Source organism: Teichococcus oryzae, assembly GCF_008386565.1.
Lineage (GTDB): Bacteria > Pseudomonadota > Alphaproteobacteria > Acetobacterales > Acetobacteraceae > Pseudoroseomonas > Pseudoroseomonas oryzae.
Genome location: NZ_VUKA01000003.1, coordinates 204,690 through 222,374 on the forward strand (window position 1 = coordinate 204,690; position 17,685 = coordinate 222,374).

Genomic DNA, 17,685 nt, shown 5'->3' on the forward strand with positions numbered 1-17,685 from the left:
GCTCAGCTGTTGAAGGCCGCCTGCGCTTCCGGCAGCGCCCACAGCTTCTCGATGGCGGCGGCGCCGGCGCGGGTGATGGCCCGCTCATCCCCCGCCAGGAAGTGCCCATTCTGGATCAGCAGGCGCCCATCCACCATGACGCCATCGATGTTGGCGCGGTTGGCCAGCCAGACCAGCGCGCGCATCGGATCGTGCAAGGGCTGCAGATGCGGATGCGTCAGGTCCACCACCGTCAGGTCGGCCTTGGCGCCGGCGGCGATGACGCCCAGATCCTCCCGCCCGATCGCCCGCGCCGCCTGCCGGGTGACGGCGCCGATCAGTTCCGGCGCACCGGCCACATCCGGCCGGCCGGCGGCGATCTTGCTGATCATGGCGGCGGCGTTCACCTCGCCCAGCAGATCCATGTTGTAGCCATCCGTGCCGATCACGGTGCGCACGCCGGCTTCCGCGAAGCGGCCAAAGGCGGCGGTGGTGCCGCCGCGGGCGAAGACGCGCGGGCAGTTCAGCACCGTCGCGCCGCGCGCCGCCATCAGCGCGAGGTCGGAATCGGAGCTGGCGATGCAATGCGCCGCCAGCAGGTCCGGCCCCATGAGGCCGAGCCAGTCGAGATACTCCGCCGGGGTGCGGCCGCCATGGCGCTGGCCGATGGTGTCCACTTCCTGCCGGCTTTGCGCCAGATGGGTGGTGATCGGCGCACCGAGCTCCCGCGCGCGGGCGGCGCAGGCGCGCAGCAGGTCGGGTCCGCAGGTGTCGGTGGCATGCGGGCTCATCGCCAGCCGGATGCGGCCATTCCCCGCCCCTTCCCAGCGCGCATGCAGGGCGTTCCAGGCATCAAGATCGGCGGCGCCGTCATCGCCGCGATACACCACCTGGCCAGATGCATCCGCCTTGGCATCGGCGGTGGAGAACAGGTAGGGGGCGCCATAGAAGCGCAGCCCCATCTCCAGCGCCGCGTCGAACATCTCACCGAGGCCGTTGCGGAACGGCTCCATCACGGTGGTGGCGCCGCCCTTCAGCAATTGCAGCACGCCCATGCGGGCCACCGCCATGCGTTCCTCGGCGGTGAAGATGTCGAGGCCCGTCTTGGTGAGCGGCAGCAGCACCGTGTAGACGATGCTGCCATTGCTCTTGCGGCCGGCTCCGTCCTCGGTGTGGGTGCGCGCCACCGCCTCGGAGAAGCAATGGTTGTGCAGGTTGAGCAGGCCGGGCAGCACGAAGCGCCCCGGCGCGTCCAGCACGATGTCGGCCTTCGGCCTGCCGGTGGCGATGGCGGCGATGCGGTCGCCCTCGGTGATCACCCAGCGGTCGCGCAGAACAACCGGCTGGCCGTCCTGCTCGGCCAGCACATGGCTGCCGAAGATGGCGGTGGTGGTCATGGCTGCGTTCTCCTCAGGCGGGCCGCACGTTCCAGAAGGTCGCGGTGCCGCGGTTCACCCCCGCCACCGACTTCCGGTAGGCGGTGGGCTGCCGGTACAGGCCCAGTGGATAATAGGGCACCTCCTCGAAGGCCACGCGCTGGATCTCGGCGCTGATGCGCTGCTGCGCCGCCAGGTCCGGCGCTTCCAGCCATTGCTGGCGCAGCGCCTCGATGCGGTCGCTCTCGAACCAGCCGGGATAGGAGGCATCGCCGCGCAGGGTGATGTGGCTGGCGGGGTTCAGCCAGTCGATGCCCTGCCAGTTGGACACGAAGGCGCTCCAGCCACCTTCCGACACCGGCACCCTGCGGTTGCGCCGGGTCAGCACCGTGCCGAAATCCAGCGCCTGGTATTCGACATTCATGCCGGCCTGCTGCATCAGCGCGGCGGCGACATCGCCCAGCGGCTTCTGCGCCAGGGAATCCGCCGGCACCAGGATCACCACCTTCTCGCCCTTGTAGCCGGCGGCGGCGAGGTCGCGCTTCACCTTGTCGTAGTCAGGCTCACCGCGGAACACGTCGAGGCCGACCTCGCTGGCCATCGGCGTGCCGGGCGCGAAGAAGCCGATCGGCGTATGCTGGTAGGCCGGATCGTCGCCGGCCACCGCCGTCATCACCGCCCGCTGGTCGATGGCACCGAGCAGGGCCCGGCGGATGGCCGGATTGTCGAAGGGCGGCTGCAGCGCGTTGACGCGCATGTTGCAGCAGAAGCCCAGCGGATCGAGCACGTCCACCACCACATCCCGGCTGCGCTTCAGGAGCGGCAGCAGGTCGTGCGGCGTGGTTTCCTGCCAGTCCTGCTCGCCCGACTGCACGGCGGAGGCGCCGGTCGCGGCATCCGGCATGGTGGTCCATTCGACGCGGTCGTAATGCACGACCTTGGGGCCGCTGGTCCAGTCGCTCACGCCGTTCTCGCGCGGGCGGTAGCCCTCGAAGCGCTGATACACGTTGCGCGCGCCAGGGATGCGCTCATCGGCGATGAAGCAGTAAGGGCCGCTGCCGATCACCTCGGGGATCTGCTTGAAGGGATCGGTGTTGGCCAGCCGTTCCGGCATCATGAAGCAAACGGGCACGGCGGCCTTGCCCAGCGCCATGGGCAGCAGCGGGAAGGGCCGCTTCAGGCGGAAGCGGATGGTGCGGTCATCCGGCGCCGACAATTCCTCCGTGGCGGCGATCAGCGCGCCGCCCAGAGCGTCCCGCTTCGCCCAGCGGCGGATGGAAGCGACGCAATCCCGCGCCAGCACCTTCTCCCCGTCATGCCAGGTCAGGCCGGGGCGCAGCACCAGGTCCCAGCGCCTTCCGTCATACTCGACGCGGTGGCCTTCCACCATCTGCGGCGACACTTCAAGCTTGCCGTTCATGCCGTACAGCGTGTCGAACACCATGAAGCCATGGTTCCGCGACACCTGCGCCGTGGAATAGATCGGATCGGCGAAGGCAAGGTCGATCACCGGGATGAAGCGCAGCGTGGTGGCGGAAGCGGCGCGGGCGACCCCCGGCAGGGCCAGCCCGGAGGCGAGCATGGGCGCGGCCGCGGCGGCGCGCAGCAAGGTGCGGCGGTGCATGAACGGTATTCCTTGGCAAAAAGTAGCCGGGGCATGGCAGCCCCGGAAGGGACCAGGCGCTATTCGCCGGCGTCGATGGTGATGGCGGGCAGTGCCTGCTTTTCCAGCCCGTGCTTCTTCAGGATGGCGAGGTAGCGGCCATCGGCGATCATGCGCGACAAGGCGCCGGCCACCGCATCCCGCAACTCCGCCTTGTCCTTGGCGAAAGCCATGCCGGACAGGTTGCGCGAGATCGGCTCGCCCACCGCAACAAAGGTGCCCGGGTTCTGCTGCCGCAGGTACACGACATATTCGGCGCCGAGGATGGCGCCATCGGCGCGGCCCTGCTGCAGGTCGGTACGGGACGCGGCGGCACCTTCCGTGCCGATCACCCGGATGGGCGGCTTGCCGGCGGCCACGCAGTTCTTCTCGCTCCAGGCCTGGGCCTGCGGGAAGTAGTTGGTGGTGCGGGGCGTGGCCAGGGAACGGCCGCAGAAATCCGCCGGCTGCGCCGCGCCCTTCCGCTGCGTCACGGTGGTGAAGACCTGCGCGCCGGTGGAAACGTAATCAACGAAGCTCAGCCTTTCCCGCCGCGCCGGCAGGTCGGTCATGGAGGAGCCGGAGAAATCCACGCGGTCCGTGGTGATGGCCGGGATCAGCTGGGCGAAGGCCATCTCCTCCCAGCGGATGTCCAGCTTCAGCTCCTCGCCGATGGCGGTGACCAGATCGACGTTCAGCCCGCGCCGCTCATTGGTGGCGGGGTCCTTGTAGGCCATGGGCGGATAGGTGGCCTCGATGCCGACGCGCAGGAAGCCCTGGCGGCGGATGGCCTCCGGCACCTCCTGCGCAACCGAAAGGGCCGGTGCCAGCATCAGCATGGCGGCCAGAAGACTGCGGCAACGCGTCATCATGATCCCAACCCTTTCTGTTTCGCGCGGCGGTTCAGCCGCCGGCCTCGCAGGTGGCGAAATGCGCGGCGATCTGCTCGCCGGTGGCGATCCAGACATCGCCATAGCCGCGGGCATGCTGCAGGAATTCGCGCAGCAGCCTGAGGCGCATCGGCCGGCCGCTGCATTGCGGGTGCAGCACGGTGGTGGCCAGGCCGCCCCAGTCGCGGATCTCGGCCAGCTCATCCTGCCAGATCGACAGCACCTGTTCCCGCGTTAGCAGGGTGTGGCGGCTGTAGCGATGCGACAGGCCCAGCAGCCAGTCATCATAGCTGGCGGTGACCGGCAGCTCGATCAGGCCCGGCGTGCCATCGGCCAGCAGGTGGCGATAAGGGCGCACGTCGTCGCGGAAGGAGGAGGTGTAGAGCAGGCCGCGCTGCTTCAGCAGCACGCGCAGCGCCTCGCAGAACTCGCCGGAAGGCGCGCGGTAGCCCTTGGGCACCACGCCGAGGCGGCGCTTCAGCACCTCCAGCCCGCGGTCCACCTCCTCCACCAGCATCGGGTCGCCGGGCTGCGGCATGACATGGTGGAAGCCGTGATGGCCGATCTCGTGGCCATCCCGCAGGATCGCCTCGCACATCGCCGGATGCGCCTCGACCGACCAGCCGGTGATGAAGAAGGTGGCCTTCAGCTCCTGCTGGCGCAGCAGCTCCAGCAGCTTGGCGGTGCCGATGCGCGCCTCGTAGCCGCCGAAGGACATGGTGACCAGCTCGCCATAGCGCGCCGGGTCCTTGGCGGTCCAGGCACTCTCGGCATCCACGTCGAAGGACAGGAACATCGCCGCCTTGTGGCCCGCCGGCCAGGGATGAACCGGCGCCAGCGCCGCGCGGTTGGCCGGCAGCAAGGGCAGCGCGTCGAGCGCCGCCTTCAGGCCGGGATCACTCGCCGCCATTGATCTGCACCTCGGGGATCATGCTGGGGGTCAGCTGCCACTTCTCGGCCAGCTTCGCATAGGTGCCGTCGGCCATCAGGCCGCGCAGCCCCTCGGCCAGCGCCTGCTGCAGCTGCGCCTCGTCCTTGCCGGTGGCGATGCCCATCAGCGTGTAGCGCACCGGCTCCCCCACCAGGGCGTAGGTGTTGGGCTCCAGCCCCATGATGTAGGGCAGCGTTTCCCCGCCCTGCATCGCCGCGTCGATGCGGCCCTGGCGCAGCTGCGTGCGCGCATCGGCGGAGCCTTCCGTGGGCACGTATTCGATGGCCGGCTTGCCCTTGGCCACGCATTCGGCGTCGCTGAACGCCTTGATGTCGTTGGGCAGCGCGGTGCGGCGGCTGGCGCCGACGCGCTTGCCGCACAGCGCGTCCGGCGCCGGGAATTCCTTGATGCGGCTGGCCTGGGCGAAGAATTGCGAGCCGGAACGGAGATAGTCGATGAAGGTCGCGGTCTCCTGGCGCGACTTCAGGTCCGACATGCCGGACAGGATGATGTCGACGCGCCCCGTCCGCACCGAGGCCAGCATCTGGTCGAAGCTGGTTTCCTGCCATTGCATCTTGGTGCCGAGCTTGGCCGCCAGGGCCTCGCCCAGCTCCACGTCGAAGCCGGTCAGCTTGCCGGTGGCCGGGTCCCGCAGGTCGAGCGGCGGGTAGTTCGGCACGATGGCGGCGATGATGGCGCCGCGCGAGGCGATGCGGGAAGGCAGCTCCGCCGCCATGGCACCGAGTGACGTGGCGGCGAGGACGGCCCCCAGCAGAGCTTGCTTCAGCATGGCATGACTTCCTTCAGGACAGGACGGCGGACAGGAAGGCCTTGGTGCGCGCTTCCCGAGGCGTGTTGAGCAGTTCGGCGGCGGAGCCGGCCTCGACGATCAGGCCGCCATCCATGTAGACCACGCGGTCGGCGACCTCCCGCGCGAAGCCCAGCTCATGGGTGACGACGATCATGGTCATGCCGGAAGCGGCCAGCTCCTTCATCGCCGCCAGCACCTCCCCCACCAGCTCGGGATCGAGGGCGCTGGTCGGCTCGTCGAACAGCATCAGCTTCGGCTTCATCGCCAGGGCGCGGGCAATGGCGACGCGCTGCTGCTGGCCGCCCGACAGGTTGGCCGGATAGGCGTTCTCCTTGTCCGCCAGGCCGACGCGGGCGAGCAGCGCGCGCGCTTCCCCCGCCACCTCGTCCCGTCGGCGGCGCTGCACCTGGACCGGCCCTTCCATGATGTTCTCCAGCGCGGTCATGTGCGGGAACAGGTTGAAGCGCTGGAACACCATGCCGGTGGCAAGGCGCTGGCGCGCGATTTCGGCTTCCGTCAGGTGGTGCAGCCTGCCGCCATCGATGCGGAAGCCGGTCAGCTCGCCATCCACCCAGATGGCGCCGCGGTCGATCTCGACCAGCTGGTTGATGCAGCGCAGCAGCGTGGTCTTGCCGGAGCCGGAGGCGCCGATGATGCACATCACCTCCCCCGGCATGACGTCGAGGGAAACGCCCTTCAGCGCATGGAAGCTGCCGAAATGCTTGTGCACATCGACAATGGAGACAAGCGGCGGGGGGATGGGGGGCTGGCTCACCGGCTGCCTCCCGCGCCGCGCGCGAAGCGGCGTTCCAGCAGCATCTGGCCGGGCGTCAGGATCGTGACGATCAGCAGGTACCAGATGGCGGCCACGATCAGCAGCTCGATCACCCGGGAATTGGCGTAGTAGATGTTCTGCGCGCTGTGCAGGATCTCGGCGAACTGGATCACGCTGGCCAGGGAGGTCAGCTTGATCATGCCGATGAACTCGTTGCCCAGGGGCGGGATGATCACGCGCATGGCCTGCGGGAACACGATGCGGCGCAGCGACTTCATGCGCGTCATGCCGATCGCCTTGGCGGCCTCGTACTGCCCCTGGTCCACCGACAGCATGCCGGCGCGCATGACCTCGGACGTGTAGGCGCCCTGGTTGATGCCGAGGCCGAGCAGCGCGGCAACGGCCGGCGTCATCACGTCCACCGTGCGCCAGGACCACTCGCCGAAGCCGATGGTGGGAAAAATCAACGCCAGGTTGAACCACAGCAGCAATTGCAGGATCACCGGCGTACCGCGGAACAACCAGGCATAGCCGATGGCGACGCCCTGCAAGACGGGGTTGGGCGACATCCGCATCACCGCGGCGGTGATGCCGAGGGCGATGCCCAGCGCCATGGCGCCGATCGACATCACCACCGTGTTGAACAGCCCGCTCAGGATGGTCTGCGCGGTGAAGAACCGCGCGACATAATCCCATTCGATCTGCCCGACGGCGAAGGCGCGCGCCAGGCCGGCCAGCAACAGGCCGATCACCGCCACCGCCAGCCAGCGCTTCCAATGGCGCTGCGGCACGATGCTGTAGCCGGAAATGTCCGGCAGGGCTGCCGTCCTCGCGGAAGCTAGCGTCATGAAGGAATTCTCCGGCAAGCGGCGGTTCAGCGCGGCGCCTCGGCGCCGACCTGGTCGATGATGCGGCGATAATGCTCCGGCCGGCGGTGGCTGGCGAAGTGGAACATCTTGTCCTTGCCCTGGCGCACGGCGTCGAGGTCGATCTCCGCCACCAGCACCTCGTCGCCCAGGCTGCGCGCCTGCGCCACGATGACGCCGTTCGGATCGACGATGATCGAGCTGCCGATCAGCCCCGAGCCATCCTCGTTGCCCGCCTTGGCCACGCTGACCGCCCAGGTGGCGTTCATATAGGCATTGGCCTGCACGGCGATGTTGGAATGGAAGGTGCGGATCTCCTCGTTCTCGGTGGAGCCGCCATTCGGGTCATAGGCCGCCGAGTTGTAGCCCATCACCATCAGCTCGACATCCTGCAGGCCATAGACGCGCCAGGCCTCGGGCCAGCGACGGTCGTTGCAGACCAGCATGCCCATCACCGGCCGGTGCCAGGATTCCGCGCCACGGAAGGCGGGGAAGCCCAGGTCGCCATATTCGAAGTAGCGCTTCTCCAGCTGCTGGAAGCGGGCACCCTCGCGCGGCTCGACGCTGCCCGGCAGGTGAACCTTGCGGTACTTGCCGAGGATGGCCCCATCCGGGCCCACGGTGATGGCGCTGTTGAAGTGCTGTCCCTCGGGCGTCAGCTCGGCATAGCCGACATAGAAGCCGATGCCGAGTTCTCGCGCGCGATCGAACAGGGGCTGCACCGTCGGGTTCGGCATGGAGCGCTCGTAATAGCTGTCCAGTTCGGCGCCCTCGAGCAGCCAGCGCGGAAAGAAGGTGGTGAAGGCCAGTTCGGGGAACACCACCAGCTGGGCGCCCTGCTTCGCTGCCTGCTCCAGCAGTCCGATCATCCGCGCCAGCGTGGCGGGGCGGCTTTCGGCGCGCTGGGTGGGGCCCATCTGGGCGGCGGCGACGCGAAGCAGGCGGGGCATGGCTGATCCCTTGGACGGATGTGAGGGCCGCAGTTAGCGCCCATTTCTCAGGCACGACAACTGCGTAGGTTATACGAATTTGCCCTTTTCCAATCACTGCGGTTATAATGTGCCCGGCAATGACGCTGCGGCAGCTGGAAATTCTTCGGGCGGTGATCCGCGGCCAGACCACAATGGCGGCCGCCGGGCTGCTGGGCATGTCGCAGCCGGCCGTCAGCAACGCCATCCGGCAGATCGAGATCCAGCTCGGCTTCCCGTTGTTCGAGCGGATCAACAATCGTCTTTATCCCACCGACGCGGCGCGCGTCATCCATGAGGAATCCGAACCGCTCTTCACCCTGCATGCCGCCCTCAATGAGCGGGTGCAGGACCTGCGGGAATCCAAGCTCAGCCGGCTGCGCATCCTGAGCACCCCCCCCCTCGGCCATGGTGTCATTCCCGGCGTCCTGGCCTCCTTCACCCGCCGCCACCCGAGGCTGCGCATCTTCTTCGACGTGCGCGAACTGGATGAGATCATCCGTTGCGTCGAGAACGGCCAGGCGGATCTGGGCTTCGGCCTCAATCTCGGGCCGCAGGCGACGCTGGAGGCGGCGGAGCTGCAGCAATCCCGCATGGTCTGCGTCTGCCGCACCGATCACGCCCTGGCGCAACGGGAGGTCGTCACGCCCGCCGACCTGCCGGCCCGGGATTTCATTGCGCTCGACGGGCAGGCGCGCATGGGGATCGCCGTGCGCCAGGCCTTCCAGGCGGTGCGGCAGCCCTTCAACTTCTCGGTCGAGGTCCGCTACTGCAACACCGCCTGCGTGCTGGTGGAGGCGGGCATGGGCGCCGCGGTGGTGGACCCTTATTCCGCCGCCTTCGCCGGGCGCCCCCATCTGGCGGTGCGCCGCTTCGAGCCGGCGATCCCCTGCGTCGCCTCGGCCTTCTGGTCGGCGCGCCGGCCGGTGGCGGAAATCGGCCAAAGGCTGGTGCGCCAGGTGCGGCAGGCCCTGGCGCATTCATGAGGTAATGCATTACCGGGGCGAAGCTGCTAGGCTGCCGTCGGAGCGACCCTTTCCCGGCCATCGCCGAAACGGGTTGTTCTTTCCCGATCCGAGCGAGTGTTGATGGGCTCTCCCCCTTTCAGGCGCCTTTGGCGGCGCCTCATGTCGCTGGATCGCCGGCCCCGCGGCTTCGCGGTGATCCTGCTGCTTTACGCCATCGGGATCGCCATGGTCATGGGACTGACGCTGGCGATCCTCAACTGGACTCCCGGATCAGCGGCCGGCTAGCGGCCTGGTCCAGAAAGGCCAGAAGGGGCCGGCCGCCTTCCTCGATGTCGCGGATCATGGCGGCGCGCACCCCTTCCGCATCGCCGCGCCGCAGCGCCGCCAGGGCGTCGCGGTGGCCGTTATAGGGCGGCGCCTCGGCGTAAAGATGGCCAAGCAGCGGGCCGCACTGCATCCACAGGATCTCCACCAGCCCCAGCAGCACCGGCATCCGCGCCAGCCGGCACAGGCCGAAATGGAACTGCTCATTGGCCTGCACGGCGGCGGCGAAATCCCCGGCGGCCTCCGCCGCGGCCATGCGGTCATGGATCGCCTCCAGCGCGGCGATGGCCTCCGGCGTGGCATGGGCGGCGGCGGCGGCGGCGGCCTCTCCTTCCAGCCTGCAACGCAGCCGGCGGATTTCCAGGAAGCGGGCGCGGCCGATCGACGGCACCACCACCGTGCCGCGCTCATCCATCTGAAGGGCCTGTTCCGAGACCAGCCGCAGCAGCGCTTCCCGCACCGGCGTCGCGCTGATGCCGAGCTGCGCCGCCAGCGGCCGCAATTGCAGCTTCTCGCCCGGCTTCAGGTGGCTCAGCATCAGGGCGGAGCGCAGCGCCTGATAGGCGCGCTCGCTCAGGCTTTCGCGCGGGATTGGCCGCAGCCGGCCATTCGCCAGGGTCATTGACAAGTCCTGCGTCACACTCGCACTGTTATAACAAATGACGCACAGAAGCGCGTCGGTACTGGGAAGGAAATCGTCATGGGCACCGCCATGCCGGCCGACGCGCCGGGCGTGAACGAATCCGTCGCCATGCGCCTGGCCACTGCCTTTCGCCGCCATGGCGTCGAGATCGTCTTCGGGCAGAGCATCCCTTCCAGTTTCTTCCTCGCGGCGCCGCAGGCGGGCATCCGCCAGGCCACCTACCGCGCCGAGAATGCCGGCGGCACCATGGCCGATGGCTATGCGCGCATCAGCGGGCGCACCGGCGTGGTCGCGGCGCAGAACGGCCCGGCCGCGACGCTGCTGGTGCCACCCCTGGCGGAGGCGCTGAAGGCCTCCATCCCGATCGTGGCCCTGGTGCAGGACGTGGCGCGCGACACCACGGAAAAGAACGCCTTCCAGGAACTCGACCACCTGCGGCTGTTCGATGGCTGCACCAAATGGGCGCGGCGCATCGACCATGCTTCCCGCGTTGAGGAGATGGTGGACCTCGCCTTCGCCACCGCCAATGGCGGGCGGCCCGGCCCGGTGGCGCTGATCGTGCCGGCCGACCTGCTGACCGAAACCGCGCGCCACGCCGAGGCCCGCAAGGCCGATCTTGGCCGCTTCCCGCTGGACCGCAGCGTGGCCGACCCGGCCGCGGTGCGGGAAGCGGCGAAGCTGCTGGCCCATGCGCGCGCGCCGCTGGTGATCGCCGGCGGCGGCGTGCATTCCTCCGGCGCGGCCGAGGCGCTGGCCGCCTTGCAGGAAGACGCGCACCTGCCCGTCGCCACCACCGCCATGGGCAAGGGCAGCGTCGCCGAGACGCATCCCCTGTCGCTCGGCGTGGTGGGCTACTTCATGGGCGATGGCGCGCGCGGCCGGGCGCTGCGGCCGCTGGTGGAGCAGGCGGATGTGGTGCTGCTGGTCGGCAATCGCGCCAACCAGAACGGCACGGACAGTTGGAAGCTGTACCCGCGCGGCGCCCGCTACATCCAGATCGACATCGACAGCACCGAGATCGGCCGCAACTACGAAGCGCTCCGCCTCGCCGGCGACGCGAAGCTGACCCTGGAGGCGCTGCGCGCGGCGATGCTGGAGGAAGGTCTTTCCGCCCGCGCCGAAGCCCGCCCCGCCACCGAGGCGCGCATCCGCGAAGGGGTCGAGGACTGGCACCGCTTCACCCGGCGCATCCGGACCGAGAACCGGGAGCCGATCCGCCCCGAGCGCGTGATGCAGGCGCTGGAGGAGATCATCGACCACGACACCATTGTCGCCGCCGATGCCAGCTATTCCTCGATCTGGGTCGCCAACTACCTGACGGCGCGGCGGCCCGGCATGCGCTTCCTGACGCCGCGTGGCCTGGCGGGGCTGGGCTGGGGCCTGCCGCTGGCGATCGGGGCCAGGATGGCGGCGCCCGGGCGGAAGGTGGTGTGCCTGGCCGGCGATGGCGGCTTCGCCCATAGCTGGGCGGAGCTGGAAACCGCGCGCCGCCTGAAGCTCGACATCCCGGTGATCGTGCTGAACAACCAGATCCTCGGCTACCAGAAGCATGCCGAGGACGTGCTGTTCGGCGCCCATACCGAAGCCTGCGACTTCGCCCCCGTGGACCATGCCGCCATCGCCCGCGCCTGCGGCTGCCACGGCATCCGGGTGGAGCGCGCGGCCGACCTCGACGACGCCCTGCGGGAAGCCTGGGCGCAGGACCGGCCAAGCCTGGTGGATGTCATCACCGACCCGGATGCGCGGCCACCCGTCACCTTCTACGACAACACCTATGCCTCGCCCTTCTGACGCCATGCTGGCCCTGCGCAAGACCCGGGCGGCACCGGGGCTGGAATTGCTGGAGGTGCCGCCCCCGCCCCCGCCGGGCCCAGGCGAGGTGGCGATCCGCGTGGCCGCCGCCGGCATCTGCGGCAGCGACCTGCATGCCTATGAATGGACGCCGGGCTACGAGTTCATGGCGCCGCACATGCCGGTGACGCTGGGCCATGAATTCGCCGGCCATGTGACGGCGGTGGGCCCTGACGTTGCCGGCTTCATGCCCGGCGACGCGGTGACCGCCTGGCCCACGATCGGCTGTGGCGAATGCCGCGCCTGCCGCGAGGACCGGCGCCAGGACTGCCAGGCACGGCGCATCCTGGGGCTGCATTGCGATGGCGGCTTCGCGCCGGTGGTGATCGCCCCGGCCTCCGCCTGCTTCCGCCTGCCGGACGGGCTGGACCCGGAGCTGGCCGCGCTGAGCGAGCCGCTGGCCATCGCCGACCGCGCGGTGGAAACCGCCGAGATCGGGCCGGGCGACGCGGTGCTGGTGCTGGGGCCGGGGCCGATCGGCCTCGGCATCGCCTGGATGGCGCAGCATCGCGGCGGCCGCGTGCTGCTGGCCGGCTACCGGGACGGGCCGCGCCTGGACTGCGCCCGCCGCATGGGCATCGAGGCCACCGTGGACCTGCACGATGCGACACTGGAGGAGGCGGTGCGGCGTCGCTTCGGCGACAAGGCGGACCGCGTGATCGAGGCGACCGGCGCCGTGGCCTCGATCACCGAGGGGCTGTCCGTGCTGCGCTCCAGCGGCATCCTGGTGATCGCCGGCATCCATTCGCGCAACCTCGACCTGCCGGTGACCACCATGGTGCGCAACAAGCACCAGCTTCGCGCCACCCACGACACCACCCGCGCCGCCTGGCCGCGCGTGCTCGGCCTGCTGGCCGATCCGCGGCATGGCGCGGCCTTGTCGGCGATGGTCACGCACCGCCTGCCGCTCCGGGAAGGGCTGGCGGCCTTCGAACTCGCGCGCTCCAAGGGCGCCGTGAAGATCCTGCTGCGGCCGGGAGACGGCTGAACCGCGCATCCGGCACAGCCAACAGGGAGGAAACAAGCAAGATGACCAAGGTGCGGTGGACACGGAGGCTGATGCTCGGCCTCCTGCTCGGGGCGGGCGTCGCGGCGGCGCAGCCGGCGCGGGCCGAGGTGCGCTTCGGCGCGCTGTATCCCTTCAGCGGCGAACTGGCCGTGCTGGGTGATGAAAGCTGGCGCGGCCTTGAGTTGGCCGTGGAGGAGATCAACGCGGCCGGCGGCGTGCGCGGCGAGAAGGTCGCGCTGATGCGCGGCGACGCCGTGGACAACAACCAGGCCGTGGCCGAGGCGCGCCGGCTGATCTCGGTGGGCGGCGTCAAGGCGATCTTCGGCACCTATTCCTCCGCCCGCGCCCAGGTGGCGAGCCAGGTGGCCGAGCTGGCGCGCATCCCCTATTTCGAGATGGGCGCGGTGTCGGACGCCATCACCGAGCGCAAGTTCCGCTACCTGTTCCGCACCAACCCTACCGCGCGCAACATGGCCGAGCGTTCCATCGACATGGTGGTGAACGCGGTGGCCAAGGGCCTGTCGGTGGAGCCGGGCAGCCTCAACGTCGCCATCATCCACGAGGACAGCCTCTACGGCACCACGGTGGGCCGCTACCAGAGCAGCCTCGCCAAGGAGCGCGGGCTGAAGATCGTCGAGACCATGCCCTATCCCGCCAATGTGGTGGACATGTCCTCGCTGATCCTGCGTCTGCAGGCGGCCAAGGCCGATGTGGTGCTGCAGACCTCCTACCAGAACGACACGGTGCTGTTCTTCCGCCAGGCCAGGGAAGCCGGCTTCAAGCCGCGCGCCATCATCGGCGGCGGCGGCGGCTATTCACTGCGCGAAACGATGCAGGCGGTCGGGCAGGACGTCATGGAAGGCGTGCTGAACGTCGATTTCACGCAGATCGCCACCAACCCGAAGGCCGCGCCCGGCATCGACAAATTTGTCGAGGCCTATCGCGCCAAGTACAACATGGAGCCGCGCTCGGGCCACAGCCTCGGCAATTATGTCGGCGCCAAGGTGTTCCTGCAGGCCATCAACACGGCCAAGTCCTTTTCCGCCGACGACATCCGCGCCGCGGTCGCCGCGGTGGACATCCCCGATGGCGGCACGGCCGAAGGCTGGGGCGTGAAGTTCGGCGCCGACGGGCAGAATGAGCGCGCCAAGATGATGGGCCTGCAATGGCAGGACGGCAAGCTGGTCACCGTCTTCCCGCCGGAGGCCGCCATCTCCGAGATCCGCCTGCCCCGCTGAAACAACCTCCGGGGAGCGCCCGCCGCATGGACACCTTTGTGCAACTCGTCATCAACGGCCTGATGCTGGGCGGGCTGTTCGCCATCATCAGCGTCGGGCTGACGCTGATCTTCGGCATCATCCGCCTGGTCAACTTCGCGCATGGCGAGTTGCTGATGGTGGGCATGTACCTGACCTGGCTGGGCACCACCCAGCTGGGGCTGCATCCCTATGTGCTGGCGCCGCCGGTGGTGCTGGCGCTGTTCGTGGTCGGGCTGCTGATCCAGCGCTTCATCCTCCAGCCGCTGCTGGATGCGCGGGACGCGCATGTGCAGATCTTCGCCACCGTCGGGCTGTCCACGGCGCTGATCAACCTGGCGCTGCTGGTGTTCGGCGCCGATCTTTACGCCACGCCCTCCAGCGGCGTGCGGGATTCCATCGCCCTCGGCCCCTACCGCATCCTGGTGGGGCAGCTGGTGATGTTCGTTTGCGGCATCGCCGTGGTCGCGGCGCTGCACCTGTTCATGGAGCGCAGCTATCTCGGCCGCGCCATTCGCGCCACGGCGCAGCACCGCGCGGCGGCGCAGCTCATGGGCGTGGACGTGAAGCGGATCTACATGGTCACCTTCGGCATCGGCGCCGCCTGCGTCGGGCTGGCGGCGGTGCTGGTAGCGCCGATCTATCCCGCCTCCCCCACCGTCGGCACCTATTTCGTGCTGACCGCCTTCGTGGTGGTGGTGCTGGGCGGCATGGGCAGCCTGCATGGCGCCTTCATCGGCGCGCTGATCATCGGCCTGGTGGACAGCCTGAGCGGCTTCTACATCGCCCCCGACCTCAAGGAGGTCGTCATCTTCGGCCTGTTCATCACCATCCTGCTGCTGCGCCCGACCGGCCTGTTCGGCCTCGGCCGTGGTTCCGAATAAGGAGGCGCGCATGAGCGACGTGACCATCCCGGCCACGCCCCGCCCCGCCCCGCGCCGCATCGACGGCGGCACCATCGCCATCGCCGCGCTGCTGGCGCTGATCCTGCTGGTGCCGCTGCTGGTGGGCGACGATTTCGTCTTTCACGTCTTCATCACCATCTGCCTGTATGGCGCCCTGGCCACGGCGTGGAACATCGTCGGCGGCTTCGCCGGGCAGCTTTCGCTGGGCCACGCCATCTTCTACGGCATCGGCGCCTACACCGCCGCGCTGCTGGTGCCGCTCGGCATCTCGCCCTGGATCGGCATGCTGGGCGGCGCGGCGGTATCGGCGCTGGTGGGCGTCGGCATCGGCCTGCCCTGCTTCCGCCTGCGCGGGCCGTTCTTCGCCCTCGCCACCATCGCCTTCCTGCAGGTGATCCGCCTGCTGGCGCTGCATTTCACTGGCCTCACCGGCGGCGCGGTCGGGCTGATGGTGCCGTTGCAGACCGGCTGGCAGTGGATGATCTTCTTCGAGCGCTGGCCCTCCCTGCTGATCGCCTTCGGGCTGCTCGCCCTTACCCTTGCCGTTGCGGGCTATATCCGCCACTCCCGCTTCGGCTACTACCTGGTGGCCACGCGGGAGCGCGAGCCGGCGGCGGCGGCGGCCGGCGTCAACACGCTGCGCATCCGCCTCGCCGCCGTCGCGGTGTCGGCCGCGCTGACCTCCATGGTCGGCACCTTCCACGGCATGTACCTGACATTCATCGAGCCGGAAGCGATGTTCTCCCTCGCCTTCTCGGTGCAGATCGCGATGTTCGCGCTGATCGGCGGCATCGGCACGGTGTTCGGGCCGCTTTTCGGCACGCTGCTGGTGGTGCCGCTGACGGAGCTGGCGCGGGGCTGGCTCGGCGCCTCGGCGCTCGGGCTGCACGGCTTCGTCTATGGCACGGTGCTGGTGCTGATCGTGCTGTTCCTGCCCGATGGGCTGGCGGGTCTGTTCCGCCGCAAGGCCACGACGGAAGCCTCGGATGTGGAGGCCAGCGCGCCCGCCGCCACCGCCCCGGCCGAGGCACGCCCGGCGCGGCGGGAAATGGGCGAGCCGATCCTGGTGGCCGAGCATCTCAACAAGCGCTTCGGCGGCCTCGCCGTCACCACCGATGTCAGCTTCAGCCTGCGCCAGGGCGAGGTGCTGGGCATCATCGGCCCGAACGGCGCCGGCAAGACCACGCTGTTCAACCAGATCTCCGGCTTCCTGGCGCCGCAAAGCGGCGTGGTGCGGGTGCGGCTGGCGGAAGGCGGCTTCGTCACGCCGCACTCCCCGCACGGCTTCGCCCGCGCCGGGGTCGGCCGCACCTTCCAAATCGTGCAGCCCTTCGCCGCCATGACGGTGCTGGAGAACATCATGATCGGCGCCTTCCACCGCCATCCCGGCCGCGCCGAGGCGCGCGAGAAGGCGCTGGAAACGGCGGCGCGGATGGGGCTCTGGGCGCAGCGCGAGGTGGAAGCGCGCTCCCTCACCATCGGCGGGCTGAAGCGGCTGGAGATCGCCCGCGTCATGGCCATGGAGCCCCGCATCCTGCTGCTGGACGAGGTGATGGCCGGGCTCAACCAGACCGACGTGCAGCGCGCCATCAGGCTGATCGAGCAGATCCGCGACGACGGCGTCAGCGTCATCGCCATCGAGCATGTGATGCAGGCCATCATGGCCCTGTCCGACCGGGTGATCGTGCTGAACTCCGGCCGCGTCATCGCCGAGGGCCTGCCGCAGGACGTGGTGCGCGACCCGACCGTGATCGAGGCCTATCTGGGGAAGGATTTCGCCCATGCTCACCCTGCATGACGTCCAGGCGGGCTATGGCCGCACCACCATCCTGCACGGCATCCATGTCGAGGTGCGGGCCGGGGAGGTCGTCACCATCGTCGGCGCCAATGGCGCGGGCAAGACCACCACGCTGCGCACGGTCGCCGGGCTGGTGCGCCCCACCGCCGGCCGCATCACCTTCGAGGGGGAGGAGATCGGCCACTTGCCGCCGCACGAGGTGGTGGCCCGCGGCATCACCCTGATCCCCGAGGGGCGTCAGCTTTTCCCCTTCATGAGCGTGCGCGACAACCTCCGCATGGGCGCCTACACCCCGCATGCCCGCGACCGCATGCGGCAGACCATGGACGAGGTGCTGGACCTGTTCCCGCGCGTGCGGGAGAAGCTGGAGCAGCATGCCGGGTCGCTCTCGGGCGGGGAACAGCAGATGGTGGCGATCGCGCGCGGCATGATGGCGCGGCCGAAATTGCTGATGTTCGACGAGCCCTCGCTCGGCCTGGCGCCCATCATCGTTTCCCAGGTGTTCGACGTGGTGGAGCGCATCGTGCAGACCGGCGTCACTGTCCTGCTGGTGGAGCAGAACGTGTTCCGCACCCTTTCCATCGCCGATCGCGGCTATGTGCTGGAGAATGGCGCCATCGTCATGAATGACAGCGGCGCCGCGCTGCTGCGCGACGACCATGTGCGCCGGGCCTATCTTGGAATCTGAGGAAG

Annotated in this window: 17 protein-coding genes; 8 read left to right on the forward strand and 9 right to left on the reverse strand. The window is 69.2% G+C overall.

All coding sequences use genetic code 11. The features are described 5' to 3' along the window. Positions 1–2 precede the first annotated feature (2 nt). The 8 genes from F0Q34_RS09605 to F0Q34_RS09640 are packed head-to-tail and all read right to left on the reverse strand — an operon-like array spanning position 3 to position 8,220. Entirely contained in the window at positions 3–1,376 is a 1,374-nt protein-coding gene (locus tag F0Q34_RS09605) for an amidohydrolase family protein (RefSeq protein ID WP_149811986.1), read from the reverse strand. A gap of 13 nt (positions 1,377–1,389) precedes the next feature. Continuing rightward, entirely contained in the window at positions 1,390–2,979 is a 1,590-nt protein-coding gene (locus F0Q34_RS09610; protein WP_206667985.1) for an ABC transporter substrate-binding protein, read from the reverse strand. Positions 2,980–3,038: 59 nt separating this feature from the next. Continuing rightward, the gene (locus tag F0Q34_RS09615; protein WP_241665414.1) at positions 3,039–3,869 is read right to left on the reverse strand and encodes an ABC transporter substrate-binding protein; all 831 of its coding nucleotides are present in this window, start codon (positions 3,867–3,869) and stop codon (positions 3,039–3,041) included. Between the two features lie 31 nt (positions 3,870–3,900). Further along, a complete protein-coding gene (locus tag F0Q34_RS09620; RefSeq protein WP_149811988.1) occupies positions 3,901–4,797 on the reverse strand; it encodes a polysaccharide deacetylase family protein in 897 nt (298 codons plus the stop codon). Further along, entirely contained in the window at positions 4,784–5,608 is an 825-nt protein-coding gene (locus F0Q34_RS09625; RefSeq protein ID WP_149811989.1) for an ABC transporter substrate-binding protein, read from the reverse strand. The genes F0Q34_RS09620 and F0Q34_RS09625 overlap by 14 nt, the downstream gene beginning before the upstream one ends. A 13-nt stretch (positions 5,609–5,621) precedes the next feature. Next, complete coding sequence (locus F0Q34_RS09630; RefSeq protein ID WP_277755274.1) at positions 5,622–6,404, reverse strand: amino acid ABC transporter ATP-binding protein; 783 nt, start codon at positions 6,402–6,404, stop codon at positions 5,622–5,624. Beyond that, positions 6,401–7,252, reverse strand: coding sequence for an amino acid ABC transporter permease (locus tag F0Q34_RS09635; protein WP_149811990.1), 852 nt, complete (start codon positions 7,250–7,252; stop codon positions 6,401–6,403). Before F0Q34_RS09635 ends, F0Q34_RS09630 begins: the two co-directional genes overlap by 4 nt. A 26-nt stretch (positions 7,253–7,278) precedes the next feature. Continuing rightward, positions 7,279–8,220, reverse strand: a complete 942-nt coding sequence (locus tag F0Q34_RS09640; RefSeq protein ID WP_149811991.1) for an N-carbamoyl-D-amino-acid hydrolase — start codon at positions 8,218–8,220, stop codon at positions 7,279–7,281. 119 nt (positions 8,221–8,339) lie between these two features. Between F0Q34_RS09640 and F0Q34_RS09645 the strand changes: the two genes are divergently transcribed. Beyond that, positions 8,340–9,224: a LysR family transcriptional regulator gene (locus tag F0Q34_RS09645; RefSeq protein WP_174242021.1), complete on the forward strand. Its 885-nt coding sequence runs from the start codon at positions 8,340–8,342 to the stop codon at positions 9,222–9,224. A gap of 141 nt (positions 9,225–9,365) precedes the next feature. After that, a complete protein-coding gene (locus F0Q34_RS22500; protein WP_277755275.1) occupies positions 9,366–9,491 on the forward strand; it encodes a hypothetical protein in 126 nt (41 codons plus the stop codon). On the opposite strand, the gene F0Q34_RS09650 is transcribed toward F0Q34_RS22500, so the two are convergent. After that, complete coding sequence (locus tag F0Q34_RS09650) at positions 9,460–10,152, reverse strand: GntR family transcriptional regulator (protein ID WP_149811993.1); 693 nt, start codon at positions 10,150–10,152, stop codon at positions 9,460–9,462. The genes F0Q34_RS22500 and F0Q34_RS09650 overlap by 32 nt on opposite strands. Before the next feature lie 78 nt (positions 10,153–10,230). Between F0Q34_RS09650 and F0Q34_RS09655 the strand changes: the two genes are divergently transcribed. Genes F0Q34_RS09655 through F0Q34_RS09680 form a run of 6 tightly spaced genes read left to right on the forward strand, consistent with a single transcriptional unit; the run spans position 10,231 to position 17,680 of the window. Then, on the forward strand, positions 10,231–11,964 hold the full coding sequence (locus F0Q34_RS09655; RefSeq protein ID WP_149811994.1) for an acetolactate synthase catalytic subunit: 1,734 nt from the start codon (positions 10,231–10,233) through the stop codon (positions 11,962–11,964). Further along, positions 11,948–13,012: a zinc-dependent alcohol dehydrogenase gene (locus F0Q34_RS09660; RefSeq protein ID WP_241665415.1), complete on the forward strand. Its 1,065-nt coding sequence runs from the start codon at positions 11,948–11,950 to the stop codon at positions 13,010–13,012. Before F0Q34_RS09655 ends, F0Q34_RS09660 begins: the two co-directional genes overlap by 17 nt. A 41-nt stretch (positions 13,013–13,053) precedes the next feature. Then, positions 13,054–14,271, forward strand: a complete 1,218-nt coding sequence (locus F0Q34_RS09665; RefSeq protein WP_149811995.1) for an ABC transporter substrate-binding protein — start codon at positions 13,054–13,056, stop codon at positions 14,269–14,271. A 26-nt stretch (positions 14,272–14,297) separates the two neighbouring features. Beyond that, positions 14,298–15,173: a branched-chain amino acid ABC transporter permease gene (locus tag F0Q34_RS09670; protein ID WP_149811996.1), complete on the forward strand. Its 876-nt coding sequence runs from the start codon at positions 14,298–14,300 to the stop codon at positions 15,171–15,173. A gap of 10 nt (positions 15,174–15,183) precedes the next feature. Next, positions 15,184–16,992, forward strand: a complete 1,809-nt coding sequence (locus F0Q34_RS09675; protein ID WP_149811997.1) for a branched-chain amino acid ABC transporter ATP-binding protein/permease — start codon at positions 15,184–15,186, stop codon at positions 16,990–16,992. Further along, the gene (locus tag F0Q34_RS09680; RefSeq protein ID WP_149811998.1) at positions 16,976–17,680 is read left to right on the forward strand and encodes an ABC transporter ATP-binding protein; all 705 of its coding nucleotides are present in this window, start codon (positions 16,976–16,978) and stop codon (positions 17,678–17,680) included. Before F0Q34_RS09675 ends, F0Q34_RS09680 begins: the two co-directional genes overlap by 17 nt. Positions 17,681–17,685 lie beyond the last annotated feature (5 nt).

Coding starts and splice junctions, on each gene's coding strand:
- F0Q34_RS09605 (WP_149811986.1), bottom strand. CDS start 1,376: ATGACCACCACCGCCATCTTCGGCAGCCATGTGCTGGCCGAGCAGGAC.
- F0Q34_RS09610 (WP_206667985.1), bottom strand. CDS start 2,979: ATGCACCGCCGCACCTTGCTGCGCGCCGCCGCGGCCGCGCCCATGCTC.
- F0Q34_RS09615 (WP_241665414.1), bottom strand. CDS start 3,869: ATGATGACGCGTTGCCGCAGTCTTCTGGCCGCCATGCTGATGCTGGCA.
- F0Q34_RS09620 (WP_149811988.1), bottom strand. CDS start 4,797: ATGGCGGCGAGTGATCCCGGCCTGAAGGCGGCGCTCGACGCGCTGCCC.
- F0Q34_RS09625 (WP_149811989.1), bottom strand. CDS start 5,608: ATGCTGAAGCAAGCTCTGCTGGGGGCCGTCCTCGCCGCCACGTCACTC.
- F0Q34_RS09635 (WP_149811990.1), bottom strand. CDS start 7,252: ATGACGCTAGCTTCCGCGAGGACGGCAGCCCTGCCGGACATTTCCGGC.
- F0Q34_RS09640 (WP_149811991.1), bottom strand. CDS start 8,220: ATGCCCCGCCTGCTTCGCGTCGCCGCCGCCCAGATGGGCCCCACCCAG.
- F0Q34_RS09645 (WP_174242021.1), top strand. CDS start 8,340: ATGACGCTGCGGCAGCTGGAAATTCTTCGGGCGGTGATCCGCGGCCAG.
- F0Q34_RS22500 (WP_277755275.1), top strand. CDS start 9,366: ATGTCGCTGGATCGCCGGCCCCGCGGCTTCGCGGTGATCCTGCTGCTT.
- F0Q34_RS09650 (WP_149811993.1), bottom strand. CDS start 10,152: ATGACCCTGGCGAATGGCCGGCTGCGGCCAATCCCGCGCGAAAGCCTG.
- F0Q34_RS09655 (WP_149811994.1), top strand. CDS start 10,231: ATGGGCACCGCCATGCCGGCCGACGCGCCGGGCGTGAACGAATCCGTC.
- F0Q34_RS09660 (WP_241665415.1), top strand. CDS start 11,948: ATGCCTCGCCCTTCTGACGCCATGCTGGCCCTGCGCAAGACCCGGGCG.
- F0Q34_RS09665 (WP_149811995.1), top strand. CDS start 13,054: ATGACCAAGGTGCGGTGGACACGGAGGCTGATGCTCGGCCTCCTGCTC.
- F0Q34_RS09670 (WP_149811996.1), top strand. CDS start 14,298: ATGGACACCTTTGTGCAACTCGTCATCAACGGCCTGATGCTGGGCGGG.
- F0Q34_RS09675 (WP_149811997.1), top strand. CDS start 15,184: ATGAGCGACGTGACCATCCCGGCCACGCCCCGCCCCGCCCCGCGCCGC.
- F0Q34_RS09680 (WP_149811998.1), top strand. CDS start 16,976: ATGCTCACCCTGCATGACGTCCAGGCGGGCTATGGCCGCACCACCATC.